General features: G+C 69.5%; 17 protein-coding genes. 6 read left to right on the top strand and 11 right to left on the bottom strand.

What is annotated here, in order from left to right; all coding sequences use genetic code 11:
* Positions 1 to 43: 43 nt before the first annotated feature.
* Positions 44 to 988, top strand: coding sequence for an AraC family transcriptional regulator (locus AOM45_RS39890; protein WP_051784058.1), 945 nt, complete (start codon positions 44 to 46; stop codon positions 986 to 988).
* Positions 969 to 1,133, top strand: coding sequence for a hypothetical protein (locus AOM45_RS51380; RefSeq protein ID WP_156094052.1), 165 nt, complete (start codon positions 969 to 971; stop codon positions 1,131 to 1,133). Before AOM45_RS39890 ends, AOM45_RS51380 begins: the two co-directional genes overlap by 20 nt.
* On the opposite strand, the gene AOM45_RS39895 is transcribed toward AOM45_RS51380, so the two are convergent.
* Genes AOM45_RS39895 through sqr form a run of 4 tightly spaced genes read right to left on the bottom strand, consistent with a single transcriptional unit; the run spans position 1,108 to position 4,030 of the window.
* On the bottom strand, positions 1,108 to 1,944 hold the full coding sequence (locus AOM45_RS39895) for a hypothetical protein (protein WP_030469883.1): 837 nt from the start codon (positions 1,942 to 1,944) through the stop codon (positions 1,108 to 1,110). The genes AOM45_RS51380 and AOM45_RS39895 overlap by 26 nt on opposite strands.
* A gap of 28 nt (positions 1,945 to 1,972) precedes the next feature.
* Complete coding sequence (locus AOM45_RS39900) at positions 1,973 to 2,440, bottom strand: DsrE/DsrF/DrsH-like family protein (RefSeq protein WP_030469882.1); 468 nt, start codon at positions 2,438 to 2,440, stop codon at positions 1,973 to 1,975.
* Positions 2,441 to 2,461: 21 nt separating this feature from the next.
* A complete protein-coding gene (locus AOM45_RS39905; protein ID WP_030469881.1) occupies positions 2,462 to 2,779 on the bottom strand; it encodes a TusE/DsrC/DsvC family sulfur relay protein in 318 nt (105 codons plus the stop codon).
* A 12-nt stretch (positions 2,780 to 2,791) separates the two neighbouring features.
* A complete protein-coding gene (gene sqr / locus AOM45_RS39910; protein WP_030469880.1) occupies positions 2,792 to 4,030 on the bottom strand; it encodes a type III sulfide quinone reductase, selenoprotein subtype in 1,239 nt (412 codons plus the stop codon).
* A gap of 107 nt (positions 4,031 to 4,137) precedes the next feature.
* Between sqr and AOM45_RS39915 the strand changes: the two genes are divergently transcribed.
* Positions 4,138 to 5,847: an aminotransferase class V-fold PLP-dependent enzyme gene (locus AOM45_RS39915; RefSeq protein ID WP_030469879.1), complete on the top strand. Its 1,710-nt coding sequence runs from the start codon at positions 4,138 to 4,140 to the stop codon at positions 5,845 to 5,847.
* 90 nt (positions 5,848 to 5,937) lie between these two features.
* On the opposite strand, the gene AOM45_RS39920 is transcribed toward AOM45_RS39915, so the two are convergent.
* Genes AOM45_RS39920 through AOM45_RS39935 form a run of 4 tightly spaced genes read right to left on the bottom strand, consistent with a single transcriptional unit; the run spans position 5,938 to position 10,510 of the window.
* A complete protein-coding gene (locus AOM45_RS39920) occupies positions 5,938 to 6,891 on the bottom strand; it encodes a carbamate kinase (protein WP_030469878.1) in 954 nt (317 codons plus the stop codon).
* Positions 6,891 to 7,883 carry an ornithine carbamoyltransferase gene (gene argF / locus AOM45_RS51385; RefSeq protein WP_030469877.1) on the bottom strand — a complete coding sequence of 331 codons (993 nt, stop codon included), beginning with the start codon at positions 7,881 to 7,883 and terminating at the stop codon, positions 6,891 to 6,893. Before argF ends, AOM45_RS39920 begins: the two co-directional genes overlap by 1 nt.
* Before the next feature lie 12 nt (positions 7,884 to 7,895).
* On the bottom strand, positions 7,896 to 9,140 hold the full coding sequence (locus tag AOM45_RS51390; protein WP_030469876.1) for an arginine deiminase: 1,245 nt from the start codon (positions 9,138 to 9,140) through the stop codon (positions 7,896 to 7,898).
* Complete coding sequence (locus AOM45_RS39935; RefSeq protein WP_030469875.1) at positions 9,137 to 10,510, bottom strand: APC family permease; 1,374 nt, start codon at positions 10,508 to 10,510, stop codon at positions 9,137 to 9,139. The genes AOM45_RS51390 and AOM45_RS39935 overlap by 4 nt, the downstream gene beginning before the upstream one ends.
* Before the next feature lie 188 nt (positions 10,511 to 10,698).
* Here AOM45_RS39935 and AOM45_RS39940 point away from each other — a divergent pair, with 188 nt between their 5' ends.
* On the top strand, positions 10,699 to 11,736 hold the full coding sequence (locus tag AOM45_RS39940) for a zinc-dependent alcohol dehydrogenase family protein (RefSeq protein ID WP_030469874.1): 1,038 nt from the start codon (positions 10,699 to 10,701) through the stop codon (positions 11,734 to 11,736).
* 46 nt (positions 11,737 to 11,782) lie between these two features.
* Here AOM45_RS39940 and AOM45_RS51395 read toward each other — a convergent pair whose 3' ends face one another.
* From AOM45_RS51395 to AOM45_RS39955, 3 genes are read right to left on the bottom strand one after another with little or no spacing between them, the layout of a single operon-like run.
* A complete protein-coding gene (locus tag AOM45_RS51395) occupies positions 11,783 to 11,995 on the bottom strand; it encodes a PLDc N-terminal domain-containing protein (protein WP_051784057.1) in 213 nt (70 codons plus the stop codon).
* Between the two features lie 2 nt (positions 11,996 to 11,997).
* Entirely contained in the window at positions 11,998 to 12,609 is a 612-nt protein-coding gene (locus tag AOM45_RS39950) for a CBS domain-containing protein (RefSeq protein WP_030469872.1), read from the bottom strand.
* 12 nt (positions 12,610 to 12,621) lie between these two features.
* Complete coding sequence (locus AOM45_RS39955; protein WP_030469871.1) at positions 12,622 to 13,308, bottom strand: CBS domain-containing protein; 687 nt, start codon at positions 13,306 to 13,308, stop codon at positions 12,622 to 12,624.
* A gap of 190 nt (positions 13,309 to 13,498) precedes the next feature.
* On the opposite strand from AOM45_RS39955, the gene AOM45_RS39960 reads away from it, so the two are divergent.
* On the top strand, positions 13,499 to 14,494 hold the full coding sequence (locus AOM45_RS39960; RefSeq protein WP_030469870.1) for an Acg family FMN-binding oxidoreductase: 996 nt from the start codon (positions 13,499 to 13,501) through the stop codon (positions 14,492 to 14,494).
* Entirely contained in the window at positions 14,491 to 16,737 is a 2,247-nt protein-coding gene (ppsA, locus tag AOM45_RS39965) for a phosphoenolpyruvate synthase (protein ID WP_030469869.1), read from the top strand. Before AOM45_RS39960 ends, ppsA begins: the two co-directional genes overlap by 4 nt.
* Positions 16,738 to 16,806: the final 69 nt, after the last annotated feature.

The raw sequence follows: 16,806 nt of genomic DNA on the forward strand, positions 1-16,806 counted from the left end.
CCATCCGCCCGGTTTCCGCCGGGGCACGGCCGGAGTGCGGGCGATGGTCGAGGTCGGCACCGAACACGGCGTGGACGTGCGGAAGTGTCTGCACAGCACCGGAATCTCCCCCGAGATGCTGCACGGTGAGGGCGCGGTGGTGAGTGACACGCAGGAACTCGCGGTGGCCGCCAACCTCGTCACCGCGACCGGCCACGCGGCCGGGGTCGGGCTCGCCGTCGGCGAACGACTCTCGTTGCGCGCCTACGGGATCTGGGGTTTCGCGTTGCTGACCTGCCCGACGGTGCTGGGAGCCGTCGAGTTCGGCCTGCACTACCTGCCTCTCACCTGTGCGGTGACCGGCTTGAGCCTGCGGGTGTGCGAGGACGAGGCTCACCTGATCGTGGACGACCGCCGCTCCCCGGCAGCGCTGAGACCGTTCCTCGCCGAGCGGGAGGTCGCGGTCACGGCAGGCATTCTGCGGACCATCCTCGGTGAGTCGCCGCCCTCTCTGCGCGTGGAACTCCGCCGTTCCCGGCCGTCGGCCGACTACGAGAAGGCGATCGGCGCGCCGGTGCGGTTCGACACGCCGCACGACGCGATCGTCACGAGCAGCGCGGTGCTCGACCTCCCCCTGCCGCAAGCAGATCCGCTCACCATGACGGCGTGCGAGCGCACGTGCCTCTCACTGCTGCGCGAACAGTGCGCCCCGTGCGTCGCTCAGGCCGTGCGGACGGTCATCGCCGAAGGTGTTACCGACGCCGGCCTCATCGCCGCCCGTCTACACCTGTCGGCCCGCACGTTGCGCCGGCATCTCGCCGCGGAGGGAACGTCGTTGCGCAACCTCGTGGACGAGGCCAGGCGGGTCAAGGCCATCGAGCTCATCACGCTGCACCACCTCGGCGTCGAGCAGGTCGCGCTGCGGCTCGGTTACGCCGAGGCCGCGACGTTCATCCGCGCGTTCCGCCGGTGGACGGGCACGACCCCCGGTGCGTACACCCGCCGCTGATCTCGCCGGCAGACAGGCCGCACTGGTGATCGTGCTGCACCACGTGCTCGCGGACGGGGCCGGCGGACTCGCCGTCCTCGCCGGTCCGGCCCATCCGGGACCCGGACTCGCCCGGTCGATCATCGGGAGTCCCGGCGCAGGTTGACGGCCATCGCGACGAGCGCGACGAGGAGCACTCCCACGACGAACGGCTCCGCCGGATCGAATCCACGAGCCCCGGCGATCCCGGCCCTGGCCTGGAACACCAGGGCCACGACGTAGTTCACCTGGTACAACGCACCGAACACGAGCACAGCGGTCGCGAGCACGAATCCCCACGAGTCGCGGAGCCACAACAGGACTGACGCCAGCACACACGCCGGCGCGAAGAACGCCAGGTCGAGCACGTACGCCAGATGCACCGCCGGCATCGGGAGCACCAGCTGGCTCTCGTCCGGAAGCGCTCCGGTGACGGCGAAGCGCAACGAGTAGAACACCCACATCCCGGCGAGGCCGAGCCCGAGGAGCATCAGCACCACGCTGATCGAACGCACCGGCGTTCCCGGCCTGAACCGCCGGCGGACGGCGGCGGCGTCGAAGTTTCGGAACAGCAGCACCGCGGCCGCGACCGTCAAGGGCAGGAGGGCCACGTGCACGAGGAACATGTCGTTGAACGACGATCCGAAGACGTAGATCGCGTAGTTGTAGCCGGCGTACATGAGCAGGCCGAGCCAGACCAGGCGTGCGCCGGCGGATCCCCGTCGTTCCACCACCAACGCACCGACCAGCAGCGGCGTGGCCAGCAGCAGGGTGACCAGGTCGTAGGCTCGAAGCTCCGCACCGATCTCCGGGGAGTCCCGGTAGAGATCAGGAATCCACAGTCCCACCGCGGACGACACGGCCATCAGCGCCGCCACGACCGCTGAAACCAGGCGGGCGGCGCGGAGGCTGTCCGTGCCGGTCTGCGTCTCGCCCACGTCGGCCCCTTCCGCCGAGCCTGCTCGGTCACGTGAAGATGATCTGGCCACCCGCCGCGCGCTCGTAGAACTCGCCGACCGTGATCACTTCCTGAACCTGGTCGATGAAATCCTCTTTGGACAGTCCGAACAGGTCCACGGACGCCTGGCACGCGTACAGGCCTGCTCCGGTGTCCGCGATCATCTCGATGAACTCGGGGATCGGCGGAATGTCCAGCCCGTCCATCTTGCGCGACAGGTAGTGCGTCATCACCGCGGACATGCCGGGCAGGCCGCCCGCCCACGTCGCGAGGTGCAGGCCGGGATTGCCGACCGTGGCGAGCTTGATGTGCTCGTGCCTGGCCTTGTGCACGGCGTCGAGCCCGAAGAACGTGAAGAACAGGTCTGCCTCGATGCCTTCCGCGCGGGCGCCGTTGGCCATGATCAGCGCGGGGTAGATGCCTTCCAGGGAGCCCTTGGAGACGATGATGGACACCTTCTCGATCTTGTCCTGCATCACGAACGGTCCTCTCTGCGATCAGATGCAGCCACGCGGCTTCGGGATGCCGGCGATGCGGGCCGCGAGCTTGGCCGGTCCCTTCGGGAAGAGCTGGTAGAGCTCCTTGACGCTGACGCCGGAGGACTTGCCCAGCGCGCGAACGGTGGGACCGGTGCCCTTCTGCGCGAACTCCGTGCGCATGAAGTTGATGACCTGCCAGTGCCGGCCGGTCAGGTCGCCCACGCCGGCCTCGTGCGCGATCTCGGCCGCCATGTCCTCACGCCACTGCCTGGGGTCGGTGAAGAAGCCTTCGTCGTTCACCGAGACCTCGGTTCCCGCGTACACCTTGCTGGACATCCAGGTTGCTCCTCACCGGAGTTCGAATCGCTTGCCCGCCAAGGGCATCGCGGTGGACACGCCGGGCAGGTCCCTGCCGGGCAGGAGGCTGTGCCAGTACAGCCAGCCGAACATCAGCTTGCCGAGGTGGTTGAGCCGGGACTCCTTGAGCAACGGCAGTCCGACCGCGGACGGGTAGTGCCCGGGCAACGGCTCGGTGTCGTAGTTGAAGTCGATCAGCACCGCCTTGCCGAAGCCGCTCTCGATGAAGCAGTTGGTGTGGCCGTCGAAACTCGCGTCGAGCTCTCCTCCCGCGAGGTACCGCACCACGTTGCGCACCAGCACTTCTCCCTCGAAGTGGGTCACCGAACCCGCCTTCGACACCGGGATCGCCGCGGCGTCGCCGATGACGAAGACGTTGTCCCTGACCTTCGACTGCAGCGTGTGCTCGTCGGTGGGCACGAAACCGAGCGCGTCACCGAGCCCCCGGGAACGCTCGACGCATTCGGCTCCTCCGTGCGCGGGCACGACGACGGCCAGGTCGAACTCGACCTCCCGCTCGTCGAACGAGATCAGCTTTCCCGCCGCACCGTCGACCTCACCGGTGTTGAACTCCGTCACCAGCTCGATGCCCTTCTCCTGCAGCATCCTGGCGAGGGCGCGGGAGGCGACAGGTTTGGTGAACGCCCCGTCCAGGGGCGTGACGTAGGTCAGCCGGACCTGGTCGCGGATGCCGCGTTCCTGGAAGTACCAGTCGGCCAGGAAGCAGAACTCCAGCGGTGCCACCGGGCACTTGATCGGCATGTCCACGACGTTGACGACCACCCGGCCGCCCTCGAAGTCCCGCAGCGCGCGGGCAAGCGCGGTCGCGCCCTTCAGGTCGTAGAAGCTGAACACCTTCGACATCCAGCCGGCACCGGTCAGGCCCTCGGTCTCCTCCGGCACCAGCCGGGCACCGGTCGCGACGACCAGGACGTCGTAGTCGAGCTCGGCACCCCCGGTGAGGTGGACCTTGTTCGCCTCCACGTCGACGTGGTCGACGCCGCAGTCGCGGTAGGCGATGCCGTCGTGCAGCTGCCGACCCCGCGAACGGACGAGATCCTCCTGGTGTGCGAGCCCGAACGGCACGAACAACAGACCAGGCTGATAGACGTGGTCGTCGTCGCGGTCGACGACGGTGATCTCGCACTCCCCCGCCAGGGCGCGCTGGAGCCTGTTGGCCGCGAGGGTGCCGCCGGTGCCGCCGCCGAGGATCACGATTCGCCTGGTCATGTCACCAGTCTTCGGTCCGGCGCGGCCGGTCCCCAGGGGCCTTCGTCCCCGCGCACGCGGGCCCGTGGACCGCGTCCGCGGGCGGTCCACGGACTCACGATGAACCAGTGACGAGCCACGTTCTCGACGCTCCGGCCTCGCCGCTGCTGGACCGCATCCGCAGCGGCCTCATCGGTGACGGCGAAGTTCTCGACGGGCCTTACGGTCCGCGCAGGATCATCTACGCGGACTACACCGCGTCGGGCCGGGCGCTGGACTTCGTGGAGGACTTCATCCGCGCGCACGTCCTCCCCCGCTACGCCAACACCCACACGGAGAGCTCCGGCACGGGGCTGTACACGACGAGGCTGCGCGAGCAGGCCCGGCGGCTCATCCGTGATTCGGTCGGTGGCACGGAGGACGACCTCGTGATCTTCTGCGGCTCGGGTGCGACCGCTGCGATCAACAAGCTCATCGGGATTCTCGAGATCCGGCTTCCGGCGGGGTTGAGCGACAAGTACTCGTTGCGGGACCGGATTCCGCCGGACCAGCGCCCGGTGGTGTTCGTCGGTCCGTACGAGCACCACTCCAACGAACTGCCGTGGCGCGAGTCGATCGCGGACGTCGTCGTCATCGGCGAGGACGCCCGCGGCCACATCGACGTCGCCGAACTGCGCAGGCAGCTGGTGCGGTACTCCTGCCGCCCGCTGCGGATCGGCAGCTTCTCCGCCGCCTCCAACGTCACCGGTGTGCTCACCAACGCCGACAGCATCGCCGCGCTGTTGCACGACCACGGCGCGCTGTCGTTCTGGGACTACGCGGCCGCAGCCCCGTACGTGCCCATCCGCGTGCGGGAGAGCGCGCCCGGTCGCGGCGACCACAAAGACGCGATCTTCCTGTCACCGCACAAGTTCGTCGGCGGACCGCAGACGCCCGGCGTGCTCGTGGTCCGCCGCGAGCTGGTCACCAACGCGGTGCCGACGGTGCCGGGCGGCGGCACGGTGGCGTTCGTCCGCCCGGACGGCCACCGCTACCTCGACGACCCGGTGGCCCGCGAGGAGGGCGGTACACCCGCCATCGTCGAGTCCATCCGGGCCGGTCTGGTGTTCGCGCTCAAGGACGCCGTCGGCACCAGGCTGATCCAGGCCCGCGAAGAACGCCTGTGGCGGCACGCCCTCGCGGCTTGGGAGGACGAGCCCGGCATCGAGATCCTCGGCCACCACGACGCCGCCCGGCTGTCCATCGTGTCCTTCCGCCTCCGCCACGGCGAACGGTTCCTGCACCACAACTTCGTCGTCGCCGTGCTCAACGACCTGTTCGGCATCCAGTCCCGCGGCGGGTGCTCGTGCGCCGGACCGTACGGACACCGGCTGCTCGCCATCGACACCGCGCACTCGCACGGCTACGACCACGAGGTCGCCATCGGCTGCGAAGGCGTCAAGCCCGGCTGGGTGCGGCTCAACTTCAACTACTTCATCACCGACGCCGTCCGCGACTACCTCGTCGAGGCCGTGCGGCTCATCGCCCGGTACGGCCACCGGCTGCTGACCGACTACTTCTTCGACCCGCACACCGGACTGTGGCAGCACCGCGCCAAAGCCGCTGTCCCGCTGGAACTGCCGGATCTGCGCGCGGTGGTGAACACCTCCGCGGCCGCCACCGCGCCGCGGGCCGACGACGGTGTCCTGGCCTCACAACTGGACGATGCCCGGTGTCTGCTCGCCGAACGCGCGGACCTGGTCGACGACGGGCCCACCGGGCTGTCCGAGGACTTCGAGGCGTTGCGGTGGTTCCTCCTGCCGCCCGTGTGTCTGCTCGGTCAGGCGAGTGCCAGGTAGAGGTCCTCCTCCAGTTGCGTGATCACGTCAGGTCGAGCACCTGACAACCCACCAGCACACGACCACTCCCGGCACGAGCGCAGAGAGAAGTCACGGCCGAAGGATCCGCCCCTGCGGGGTCATTCGCGGTGGGGCCTCGGTGACGCGCGCACCCACGGTCGTCCCGGCCTCGCCGCGCAGGATCGCTTCGGCGTCGGCGAGCGCGCCGATCGCCGCCGTGGACCCGGTCGCCTCGACGAAACGGCGGCACGCCTCGATCTTCGGGCCCATCGAGCCGGCGGGGAACGTCAGGTGTTCGAGTTCGTCCAAGTCGAGGTGGTGCAACGGTTCGGCGTCCGGCAGGCCGAAGTCGGTCATCACGGCGGGCACGTCGGTCAGCAGGAGCAGGCGGTCGGCTTTCAGGGCGATCGCGAGTGCCGCGGACGTGAGGTCCTTGTCCACCACGGCCTCGACGCCGACGAGCTTGCCCGTGTCCACGATCGGCGCGCCTCCTCCTCCGGCGCAGACCACGACCGTTCCGTCGCTCACCAGCTGCTCGATGGAGTCCTGTTCGACCAGCCGCAGGGGTTCGGGCGACGGCACCACGCGGCGCCAGTGCGGGCCGTCCGGTGCGATGGTCCAGCCGTTCTGCTCGGCCAAACGGGTCGCCCGGTCGCGGTCGTAGATCGGGCCGATGAACTTGGTCGGTGCGGAGAACGCCGGGTCGGCCGGGTCGACGACGGTCTGGGTCACCACGGCGAGAACGGGTTTGCGGACTCCCGCGTTGCGCAGCGACTGGGCCAGCCAGTAGCCGATCATGCCCTGTGTCTCGGCGCCGAGGGTGTCGAGCGGGTACGGACGGCTCAGCGCCGGGTCGGCCTCGCTCTCCAGCGCGAGCAGGCCGATCTGTGGGCCGTTGCCGTGGCAGATGACGAGGTCGTGGTCGGCGGCCAGTGGTGCGAGGGCGCGCGCCGCTGCCTCGACGTGGTGGAGCTGGACGGCCGCGTCCGCGCGTTCGCCGCGCACGAGCAGGGCGTTGCCTCCGAGAGCGACGACGATGCGCATCAGGAGGCCAATCCGGAGATCATGACCGCCTTGATGGTGTGCAGGCGGTTCTCGGCCTGGTCGAAGACGACGGACGCGGGTGAGGAGAACACCTCGTCGCTGACCTCGGCGCCGTCGAGGCCGTACTGGTCGTGGACTCGGCGGCCAACGGTCGTGGTGCGGTCGTGGATGGACGGCAGGCAGTGCAGGAACTTCGTGTTCGGGTTGCCCGTGGCCTTCATCAGTTCGGCGGTGACGCGGTAGGGCGTCAGCAACTCGACGCGGCTTTCCCAGACCTCCGGGGAGTCGCCCATGCTCACCCAGACGTCGGTGTAGACGAAGTCGACGCCGCGGACGGCCTCGTCCGGGTTGTCGGTGACGAGGACGCGGGCGCCGGTCGCGATGGCGAGCTCGTGCGCCTTGTCGATCACGTCGGCGGGTGGCTGCAGCGTGGTGGGGGCGGCGATGCGGACGTCCATGCCGAGCAGGGCGCCCGTGATCAGCAGGGAGCGGGCGACGTTGTTGTGGCCGTCGCCGACGAAGGCGAAGCCGATCTCCTCGACCGGGCCGGGGTGGTTCTCGACCATGGTGAGGACGTCGGCGAGCATCTGGGTCGGGTGCCAGGAGTCGGTGAGGCCGTTCCAGACGGGGACGCCGGCGTGGTCGGCTAGCTCCTCGACGGTCTCCTGGGCGAAGCCGCGGAACTCGATGCCGTCGAACATGCGGCCGAGAACCTTCGCCGTGTCCGGAATGGACTCCTCGCGGCCCATGTGGGAACCGGTCGGGTCCAGGTAGGTGACGTGGGCGCCCTGGTCGTGGGCCGCGACTTCGAACGCGCACCGGGTGCGGGTGGAGCTCTTCTCGAAGACCAGGGCGATGTTCTTGCCGGTGAGCAGTGGCTGTTCGGTGCCGGACGCTTTGGCCCGCTTGAGACCCCGAGCCTGGGAGACGAGGTCGAGGAACCTGTCCTTGGTGAGGTCGAGTTCCTTGAGAAGAGAGCCTGGGTGTCGCATCGGGAGGTCCTTTCAGATGCCGTCGCGCTGGATCGGACAGGTCATGCAGCGGGCACCGCCCCGGCCGCGGCCGAATTCGTTGCCGGGGATGGCGATGACCTCGATGCCGTGGTCGGCGAGCATGGTGTTGGTGACGGTGTTGCGCTCGTAGCCGACGACGACGCCGGGTGCGAGGGCGAGGAAGTTGTTGGCGTCGTCCCACTGTTCACGTTCAGCGGCGCGCGCGTCCTCGGCCGCGCTCAGCACGCGGAGGCGGTCGAGGCCGAGCTGGTCGGCGATCGTCGCGAACACCGAGTCGCGTTCCTCGACCCGCAGTCCGGCGGAGGCGTGCTCGACCACCTCGATCGGGTCCGCCGGGGTGATCAGCCACGTGCGCAGCTGAGCCGGGTCGAGTTCCGGGTACCGGATGAAGGTGGCCGGGTCGAGCATCGTCATGACCGTGTCGAGGTGCATGAGCGCGTGCGAGCGCGGCAACTGGACGGCGATCACGGACTTCGCCTGGCCGGTGCGGAACAGTTCGCGTGCCAGGATTTCCACGCCCATCGGGGTGGTCCGCTCCCCCATGCCGATCAGCACGGTGCCGCGGCCGAGGACGAGGATGTCGCCGCCTTCCAGCGTCGCGGGCTGGTGGTTGGCGTCGTCGGCACCGTAGTAGGTCGGGAAGGTGACGTCGGCGAACAGCGGGTGGAAGCGGTAGACGGCCTGGCAGTGCAGGGATTCGCGGCGGCGGGCGGGCTTGGCCATGGGGTTGATCGTCACGCCGCCGTAGATCCACGCCGAGCTGTCGCGCGGGAACAACGTGTTGGGCAGCGGCGGAAGGACGAAGTCGTCGAGGCCGAGCGAGCTCCACCGCAGGCTGTGCACGCCGAGGGGTGACAGGTCGGCGCGGGTGACCCCACCGATGAGCAGTTCGGCGAGCTGTGGCGCGTCGACCTTCTCCGCGAACTCGCGCACCGGGGCGGACAGCGTGGGGCCGAGCAGCTCCGGGGTGCAGACGCGGTCGAGGACGAACGCGCGGGCTTCCGGCAGTGCCAGGGTCTCCGCCAGCAGCGTTCCGGTGTGGTGCACGGTGATGCCGCGAGTGCGCAGGACATCGGCGAAGTGGTCGTGTTCCTCACGAGCCTTCGAGGCCCACAGCACGTCGTCGAAGAGCAGCTCGTCGCAGTTGCGCGGGGTGAGGCGGGACAGCTCCAGGCCGGGCCGGTGCACGACGACCTGGCGCAGCGTGCCGACCTCGGAGTGGACGCCGAGGGTCATGACTTCACCTCGCCGTACTCACCGCGGCCGGCCTTGAGCCAGATGTAGAGCGGCACGCCGAGCAGCAGGCACACGGCGCCGTAGTAGACGGCCTGGTAACCGCTGCCGGCCAGGGCCCAGAAGGAGAAGACCAGGGCGAGCACCGAGATGATGCCGTCACGCAGGAGGTGCGGCCACTCGGCCTTGCGTCCGCGGACCAGCAGCCAGAACAGCTGGGCGGCCGCGCTGAACAGGTACGGCACGACCGCGGTGAACACCGACAGCAGCACGAGCGTCGTGAAGACCTGCTCGAAGTTGGTGTAGCTGACGACCACCAGGGCCGAGGCGAGGACGGTCGAGCTGATGATGCCGAAGCTCGGGATGTCGCCTCGGGTGCGCAGGAACGCCTTCGGGAACAGGTTGTCCTTCGCGGCCGCCATGGGCATCTCGCCGATGATCAGGGTCCAGCCGATGAGGCAGCCGAGACCGGAGACGACAGCGGCGATCGCGATGGCCTGCCCTGCCCACTGGCCGCCGAAGATGGCGTTGGCGGCGTCGGTGAACGGCGCCTTCGTATCGCGCAGAGCCGCGTTCGGCACGGTGCCGAAGACGGTGAGCGTGCCGAGGATGTAGATGACAGCGCAGCCGATAGTGCCGAGGACGGTGGCGCGGCCGACGTTGCGCTCGGGGTCACGGACGCGGCCGGCGGCGACCGACGCGGTCTCGATGCCGATGTAGCTGAACAGCGCGATGGCCGCGGCAGCCGAGATGGCGCCCCAGATCGAGGTGCCGCTCGCGTTGAACGCGCCGAAGTTCGCCGACTTCACGAAGAACACGCCGACGGTCGCCATGAACAGCAGCGGCACGATCTTCAGCACGGTGAACAGGATCTGCGTCACCGCCATGTTCCGCAGGCCGGACAGGTTCACCAGCGCCGGGATCCACAGACCCACCAGAGCGATCACGATGGACCAGCCGACCTCGTGCTCCGTGTTCACGAACACCTCGACGTAGCCGACCAGCGCGACGACGATCGCGGCGTTGCCCGCCCAGGCGGTGATCCAGTAACACCAGGCGTTGAGGAACCCGGCGAACTCACCGAAGGCATCGCGCGCATAGACGTAGGGGCCACCGGAACCAGCGATCCGCTTGGAGAGCGCGCCGAACGCGAGAGCGAGCGCCAGGGCACCGATCGTGACGAGCACGAAGGCCACCAGGCTGACCGGACCGAACGGCGCGAGCGCGGCGGGCAGCCCGAACACGCCGGTGCCGATCACGGAGCCGACCACCAGCGCGATCGCGGTGGGCAACCCGAACCTGGACGGTGTCGGCGCATCGGCGCCGGGGTCAGGCCGCGTCGCGGCGGCTGGTCCTGAGGTGTCCGTGCTCACGACGTGCTCCCAACTCCGATGTGGACTTTCGCTGTGAGCAGCCTGCGCCGGGCGTGCACGACGTCCCACCGACCCAGGGCTTGTCGGTGCCGGGCACTAGGTCCCCTTCCGGGCGGGACCCCGGTCTCTGCGCGCCGCGAGACCGCGCGAGAAGCCTTGGGGTGAAGACGAGTCACGAGGAGGAACCGATGAGGGCGCTGGTCTACGGCGGTCCTGGCAAGCGCGAGTGGAAGGAGGTGCCGAAGCCCGGGATCAAGGACCCGACCGACGCGATCGTGCGCGTCACCGCGGTCACGATCTGCGGCACCGACCTGCACATCCTCAAAGGCGACGTGCCCGAGGTCGAACCGGGACGCGTCCTCGGCCACGAAGCCGTCGGTGTGGTCGAAGAGGTCGGTGCGTCCGTGACCGGACTCGAGCCCGGTGACCGCGTCCTGATCTCGTGCATCACCGCTTGCGGGCGATGCTCGTACTGCCGCACCGGAAGCTACGGCCAGTGCCTCGGCGGCGGAGGCTGGATCCTCGGGCACCTCGTCGACGGCGTGCAGGCCGAGTACGTGCGAGTGCCGTTCGCGGACACCTCGACGCACCTGCTGCCCGCCGACGTCTCCGACACCGCCGCGGTGGTGCTCGCGGACATCCTGCCCACCGCCTACGAGGTCGGTGTGCTCAACGGGACGGTGAAGCCCGCGGACACCGTGGTGATCGTGGGTGCCGGGCCGATCGGGCTGGCGGCGGTCCAGACCGCGCAGCTCTACAGCCCCAGCCACGTCGTCGTCGTCGATCTGTCCCCGGCACGCCTCGACGCCGCCAAGCAGTTCGGGGCCGACGTCACGGTCGCGACGGCGGAGGAAGCCGAGGAGGTCGTCAGCGAGCTGACGGGCGGGCTCGGCGCGGACGTGGCGATCGAGGCGGTCGGCGTGCCGGAGACGTTCGAGCTGTGCGCGAAGCTGGTGCGGCCGGGCGGACACGTGGCCAACGTCGGTGTCCACGGCAAGCCGGCGACGCTGCACCTGGAGAACCTGTGGATCCGCAACGTCACCATCACCACGGGCCTGGTGGACACGGTGTCCACGCCGACGCTGCTGCGCATGGTTGCTGCCGGCCGGATCGACGGGGAGCGGTTCATCACGCACCGGTTCGCGCTCGGGGAGATGGAGCAGGCGTACGAGGTGTTCGAGAACGCCGGCGACAGCGGAGCGCTCAAGGTGGTTCTGCAGGCCTGAGAAGCAGAAAGGGCGCCGGGTGTGAGCCCGGCGCCCTTTCGTGTGCTCATGTCCTTCTCCCCCAGCGGAAGTAGGCGAGAGGACCGGCGAAGTTCACCAGGATCGCCAGTGCCCACCAGAGCTTGCGGCCGCGCACGAACTCGCGAGGCCGCAACGCCAGGTCGGTCCACGCCGCCCCGGCCATCGCCACCTGCACGACACCGATCGTCAGCAGGGTCCTGCGCTGCGCCTCGGTGAGGTCGCGCCATCGTCTCGCCACGGTCAGATCCGTTCGGGTGTGGTGATGTGCACATCGGTCACGCCCGCGACCGCGCGCACCAGCACGTCGGCGACGTGCCGGTCGGTCGCGTCGTTCATCCTGTCCACGATGGACACTCTGCCGCGGTTCACCTCGACCTGCCACCGGTGTGCGGAGCCCAGCACGGCGAGGCGGTGGCGGACCTCCGCCTCGATGACCCAGTCGTCGCGGCTGATCGAGCGGAGCATGTCGCGCCGGGTCACGATGCCGGCGAGACGACCCTCGTGCACGACCGGCACACTGCGCACGCCGTGCTCCAGCATCAGGTCGGCGACCTCGGCGAGGTCGGTGTTCGGCGTGACCGTCACCGTCGGCTTCGTCATCACCTGGGCCACCAGGTCACCGGGCGCGTGCCGGGGCACCGGCGGTTCCCCGTGCACCAGCCAGCGAGGGTCCTGTGGCAGCCGGTCGCGCAGCAGTTCGACCTCGCTGACCACACCGACGAACGTGCCCACGGCATCGACCACCGGCAGCGCGGTGAAGCCGCGCTCCGCCAGCAGCCTCGCCGCGTCACGGGCACCTGTGTCAGGGCTGACCACCACGACGTCAGTGGTCATCACGTCTCGAGTTCTCATGTGGGCGCTCCTTCAGCCGAAGATCTCGGTCTGGCGCGGCGGGTTCGTGTCGTTCCACGCCGGCCGCAACCGGTTCTGCAGGTCGACGACACCCGGCAGCGACCGCACGAGGTGGTCGGCGATGTCGATCTCGCTCTGGCGTTCGAGCCTTCCCTGCAACGTGACCACGCCGTCGGCCACTTCGATGTCGATCGTGTCCGGGTCCGCCCACAGCGTCCGGCCGAAGATCTCCTCGCGAATGGTCGTCCTCAGCTCGTCGTCCTCGCGCAGGTAGAGCTTGAGCAGGTCGCGGCGCGACAACACGCCGACGAGAGCGCCGTCGCGGTCCATCACGAAGAGCCTGCGAACGCCGGTCCTGGCGAGCTCCCTGGCCGCGGCACTGGCCGAGGCGTCCGGCGCGACGCTCCTGACCGGGCTGGTCATCACGTCCCTGGCGGTCAGCCCGGAGGCCTGCTCCCAGCGGTGCTTGGCGTCGCGCCCGGCGAACAGACCGGGTGCCTCGGTGGTGCCGCCGCGGAACTCCTCCTTCGGCAGCAGGTCGGCTTCGGACACGACGCCCACGGGAAAGCCCCCGTCGAGCACGGGAACAGCGCTGATCCCGTGCTCTTCCAGCAGTTGCGCGAGGTCCTTGAACGAGGTCTCGACGTCTGCGCTGATCACCTCACGCGTCATCAGCGAGGAAACAGTCGGTTCACGCATGACACACCCTCCGGTGATCCGTTCGTTCACGTGCCCTTCAGCGTTGTCGAGCGCAAAACAGCAGGACACGTGCCAAAGGCGGCACCGCGCGGGGACAGCGGTCCCGGATCGCTGAGGACCTAGGCCCCTCACCACCACCGGGCGGCACTGCGAGGTTTGAGCGAGGGACCAAGACCTGGAGGTGAGCCGGATGAACCGCGGTCAGCCGGATGAGAACACGCTGCGGGCGGCGGTGGCGCTGGCGTGCCGTGCGCCGTCGGTGCACAACTCCCAGCCGTGGCGCTGGGAACTCGGTCAGCACAGTCTGCACCTGTACGCCGATCGAACACGCACGTTGCCCGCGATCGACCCCCTGGGTGCCGACCTGATCATCAGTTGCGGAGCCGCGTTGCACCACCTGCGGGTGGGACTGGCGGCACTCGGATGGCGGGCGGTCGTTCACCGGCTGCCGAACCCCGGAGAGCCCGACCACCTCGCTGCGATCGAGTTCCAGCCGTGCGAACCCTCCGAGTCGCACGTCGCTCTCGCTTCGGCGATTCCGCGCAGGCGCACGGATCGCCGCGCGTTCTCGTCCTGGGCAGTGCCCCAGGAGATCCTCGGGCAGCTCGTGGACTGTGCGCTCGCCGAGGGCGTCGAAGCCCAGGAGGTGGTGGGCCGCGCACGGGACGAACTGCTCATGGCGATCGCCACCGCCGCCACCGCGCAGCAGGCCGATCCGGAGTACCGAGCCGAGATCCGTGAGTGGACCGGCGTCTATCCCGGTGCCTCGGCGGGTGTGCCGGCCGCGAACATCCCGGCGGGTTCACGGCAGTACGGGAACCTCCAGATGCGTGAGTTCTCACCGGGTGAGCTGCTGCAGACCGACAACCGGCTGCTCAGCGAGGACGCCGGATCCCTGATCGTGCTGAGCACCTCGTCCGACGACGAGCTGTCCCGCCTGCGTGCGGGCGAAGCGACGAGCGCGGTCCTGCTGGAAGCGACCTCGGCCGGGCTCGCGTGCTGCCCGCTCAGCCAGCCGCTCGAGGTCGTGGAAACGAGAGAGCTCGTCCGCGACCACGTCCTGGGCGGCTCCACCTGTCCGCAACTCGTGATCCGCGTCGGCTGGGCCGGGTTCAACGCCGACCCGCTGCCCGCCACCCCCCGCCGTCCCGTCATCGACGTCCTCACTCCGCAGGAGCGGCCATGAGCAGCTACATCCGCGACTTCAGCACCCTCGGCAAGAACGACACGGACATCGCCGGCGGGAAGGGCGCGAACCTCGGCGAGTGCACCCGTGCGGGACTGCCGGTGCCGCCGGGCTTCGTCGTGACCGCGGAGGCGTTCCTGAACTCGATGAGCCAGGTCCGCGGCGACCTCGCCACCGAGCTCGCGATCGCGCTCGACCGGGCGACCTCCCCCGAACTGCTCGCGGAGTCCGCCGAGCGGATGCGGGAGCTCGTGCGCAAGGCCGGCGTCTCCGACGACGTCCGGCACGCGGTGCTGAAGGCCTACCGCGAGCTCGGCCAGGACGAGTCCGTCGCCGTGCGTTCCTCGGCCACCTCCGAAGACACCGCGGGTGCGTCGTTCGCAGGCATGAACAGCACGTTCACCAACACGCGCGGTGCGCACGCCCTGCTCGACAGGCTGCTGGACTGCTGGGTTTCCCTGTTCGGCACGCGCTCGGTCGCCTACCGCGCGGAGCAGGGCATCACCGACGAGCCCGCTATCGCCGTCGTCGTGCAGCGGATGGTGAACTCCGAGCGGTCGGGTGTCATGTTCACCGCCGACCCGTCGACCGGTGACCGCGACCGGATGCTCGTCGAGGCCTCGTTCGGCCTGGGCGAGGTCGTCGTGAGCGGCTCGGTCGAGCCGGACACGTACGTCTTGCGCCGCAACGGCGACACGGTGTCCCTCGTGGACACTCGCGTCGGCAGGAAGTCGCACAAGATCGTGCGCGGTCCGGACGGAGCCGACCAGCGGATCGACCTCACGACCGAGGAGTCCCACGCGCAGGTGCTCACCGAGGCCGAGGCGGTCGCGATCGGGCAACTGGGCATGCGAGTGCAGCGGCACTACGGTGAGCCGCAGGACACCGAGTGGGCCATCGCCGACGGCAAGACCTGGCTGGTCCAGTCACGTCCCATCACCACGCTGCCCGAGACCACCGCGACGCCGGACGGTCCGCTGGTCGCCGGTCTGGCCGCCTCTCCCGGCATCGCGTCCGGACGGGTCCGGGTGCTGCGCTCGCCCGATGAGGGCTCACGGCTGCGCGACGGCGAGGTGCTGGTCGCCGAGATGACCAACCCCGACTGGGTGCCGACGATGCGCAGGGCGTCCGCGGTCGTCACCGACGGCGGCGGCATCACCTGCCACGCCGCGATCGTGGCCCGTGAACTGCGCGTGCCGTGCGTCGTCGGCACCGGCTCCGCCACCTCGGTGTTGAAGGAGGGGCAGCAGGTCACCGTGGACGGCAGCGCGGGCGAGGTCCGCGCGGGATCGGCCCCCATCACCACGGCGCCGCGGATCGTCGCCCCGGCGGTGCCCGCCACCGAGGCCCTCGGCACGCGCGTGTACGTCAACCTCGCGTTGCCCGAGCACGCCGCCGAGGTCGCCGCCATGCCCGTCGACGGCGTCGGCCTGCTGCGGGCGGAGTTCATGCTGACGGAAGCACTCGACGCGGAACACCCCCGCCGCTTCCTGGCTCAGCGTGGCACCGAGGACTTCCTCCACGCCATGACCACGTCACTGCTGCAGATCACGCACGCGTTCGCGCCGCGCCCGGTCATTTACCGCACCATGGACTTCCGCACCAACGAGTTCCGCGAGCTCAAGGGCGGCGACGAGTTCGAGAAGCACGAACACAACCCGATGATCGGCTACCGCGGCTGCTACCGGTACGTCGACGACCCGATGCTGTTCGGCCTCGAGCTCGAGGCACTCGCACGTGTTCGCGAGCAGACGCCGAACCTGCACCTGATGATCCCGTTCGTCCGCACGAAGTGGGAGCTGGAGGCCTGCCTGGAGCAGATCGACCGCAGCCCCCTCGGACGACAGCGCGGCCTGCACCGGTGGGTCATGGCCGAGGTTCCGTCCGTGGCGTACTGGATTCCCGAGTACGCGCGCTCCGGCATCGACGGCGTTTCCATCGGCAGCAACGACCTCACCCAGCTCGTGCTCGGCGTCGACCGGGACTCCGAGCTGTGCGCGGACCTGTTCGACGAGTCCGACCCGGCCGTGCTCGACATGATCAGCCGCATCGTCGGTGCCGCACGCGACGCTGGCATCACCTCGTCGCTGTGCGGGCAGGCACCGTCCAACAAGCCTGAGTTCGCGGAGAAGCTCGTGGAATTCGGCATCACGTCGATCTCGGTGAACCCCGACGCCGTTCCGGCGGCCCGCGCGGCGATCGGATCCGCCGAGCGCCGGCTCCTGCTGCGGTCCCACCGCTGAACCTGGCCGGCCTCCGCTCAGGAAAGGCGCACCGCAGCGATCTGCTGTCGAACGCGTTCAGCCTGCGCG

It is taken from the genome of Lentzea aerocolonigenes, from assembly GCF_000974445.1.
Lineage (GTDB): Bacteria > Actinomycetota > Actinomycetes > Mycobacteriales > Pseudonocardiaceae > Lentzea > Lentzea aerocolonigenes.

What these genes read in the sequence shown, in the direction of transcription:
- AOM45_RS39890 (WP_051784058.1), top strand. Translation starts at nt 44, where the DNA reads ATGGTCGAGGTCGGCACCGAACACGGCGTGGACGTGCGGAAGTGTCTG.
- AOM45_RS39900 (WP_030469882.1), bottom strand. Translation starts at nt 2,440, where the DNA reads ATGCAGGACAAGATCGAGAAGGTGTCCATCATCGTCTCCAAGGGCTCC.
- AOM45_RS39905 (WP_030469881.1), bottom strand. Translation starts at nt 2,779, where the DNA reads ATGTCCAGCAAGGTGTACGCGGGAACCGAGGTCTCGGTGAACGACGAA.
- sqr (WP_030469880.1), bottom strand. Translation starts at nt 4,030, where the DNA reads ATGACCAGGCGAATCGTGATCCTCGGCGGCGGCACCGGCGGCACCCTC.
- AOM45_RS39920 (WP_030469878.1), bottom strand. Translation starts at nt 6,891, where the DNA reads ATGCGCATCGTCGTCGCTCTCGGAGGCAACGCCCTGCTCGTGCGCGGC.
- argF (WP_030469877.1), bottom strand. Translation starts at nt 7,883, where the DNA reads ATGCGACACCCAGGCTCTCTTCTCAAGGAACTCGACCTCACCAAGGAC.
- AOM45_RS51390 (WP_030469876.1), bottom strand. Translation starts at nt 9,140, where the DNA reads ATGACCCTCGGCGTCCACTCCGAGGTCGGCACGCTGCGCCAGGTCGTC.
- AOM45_RS39940 (WP_030469874.1), top strand. Translation starts at nt 10,699, where the DNA reads ATGAGGGCGCTGGTCTACGGCGGTCCTGGCAAGCGCGAGTGGAAGGAG.
- AOM45_RS39950 (WP_030469872.1), bottom strand. Translation starts at nt 12,609, where the DNA reads ATGAGAACTCGAGACGTGATGACCACTGACGTCGTGGTGGTCAGCCCT.
- AOM45_RS39955 (WP_030469871.1), bottom strand. Translation starts at nt 13,308, where the DNA reads ATGCGTGAACCGACTGTTTCCTCGCTGATGACGCGTGAGGTGATCAGC.
- AOM45_RS39960 (WP_030469870.1), top strand. Translation starts at nt 13,499, where the DNA reads ATGAACCGCGGTCAGCCGGATGAGAACACGCTGCGGGCGGCGGTGGCG.
- ppsA (WP_030469869.1), top strand. Translation starts at nt 14,491, where the DNA reads ATGAGCAGCTACATCCGCGACTTCAGCACCCTCGGCAAGAACGACACG.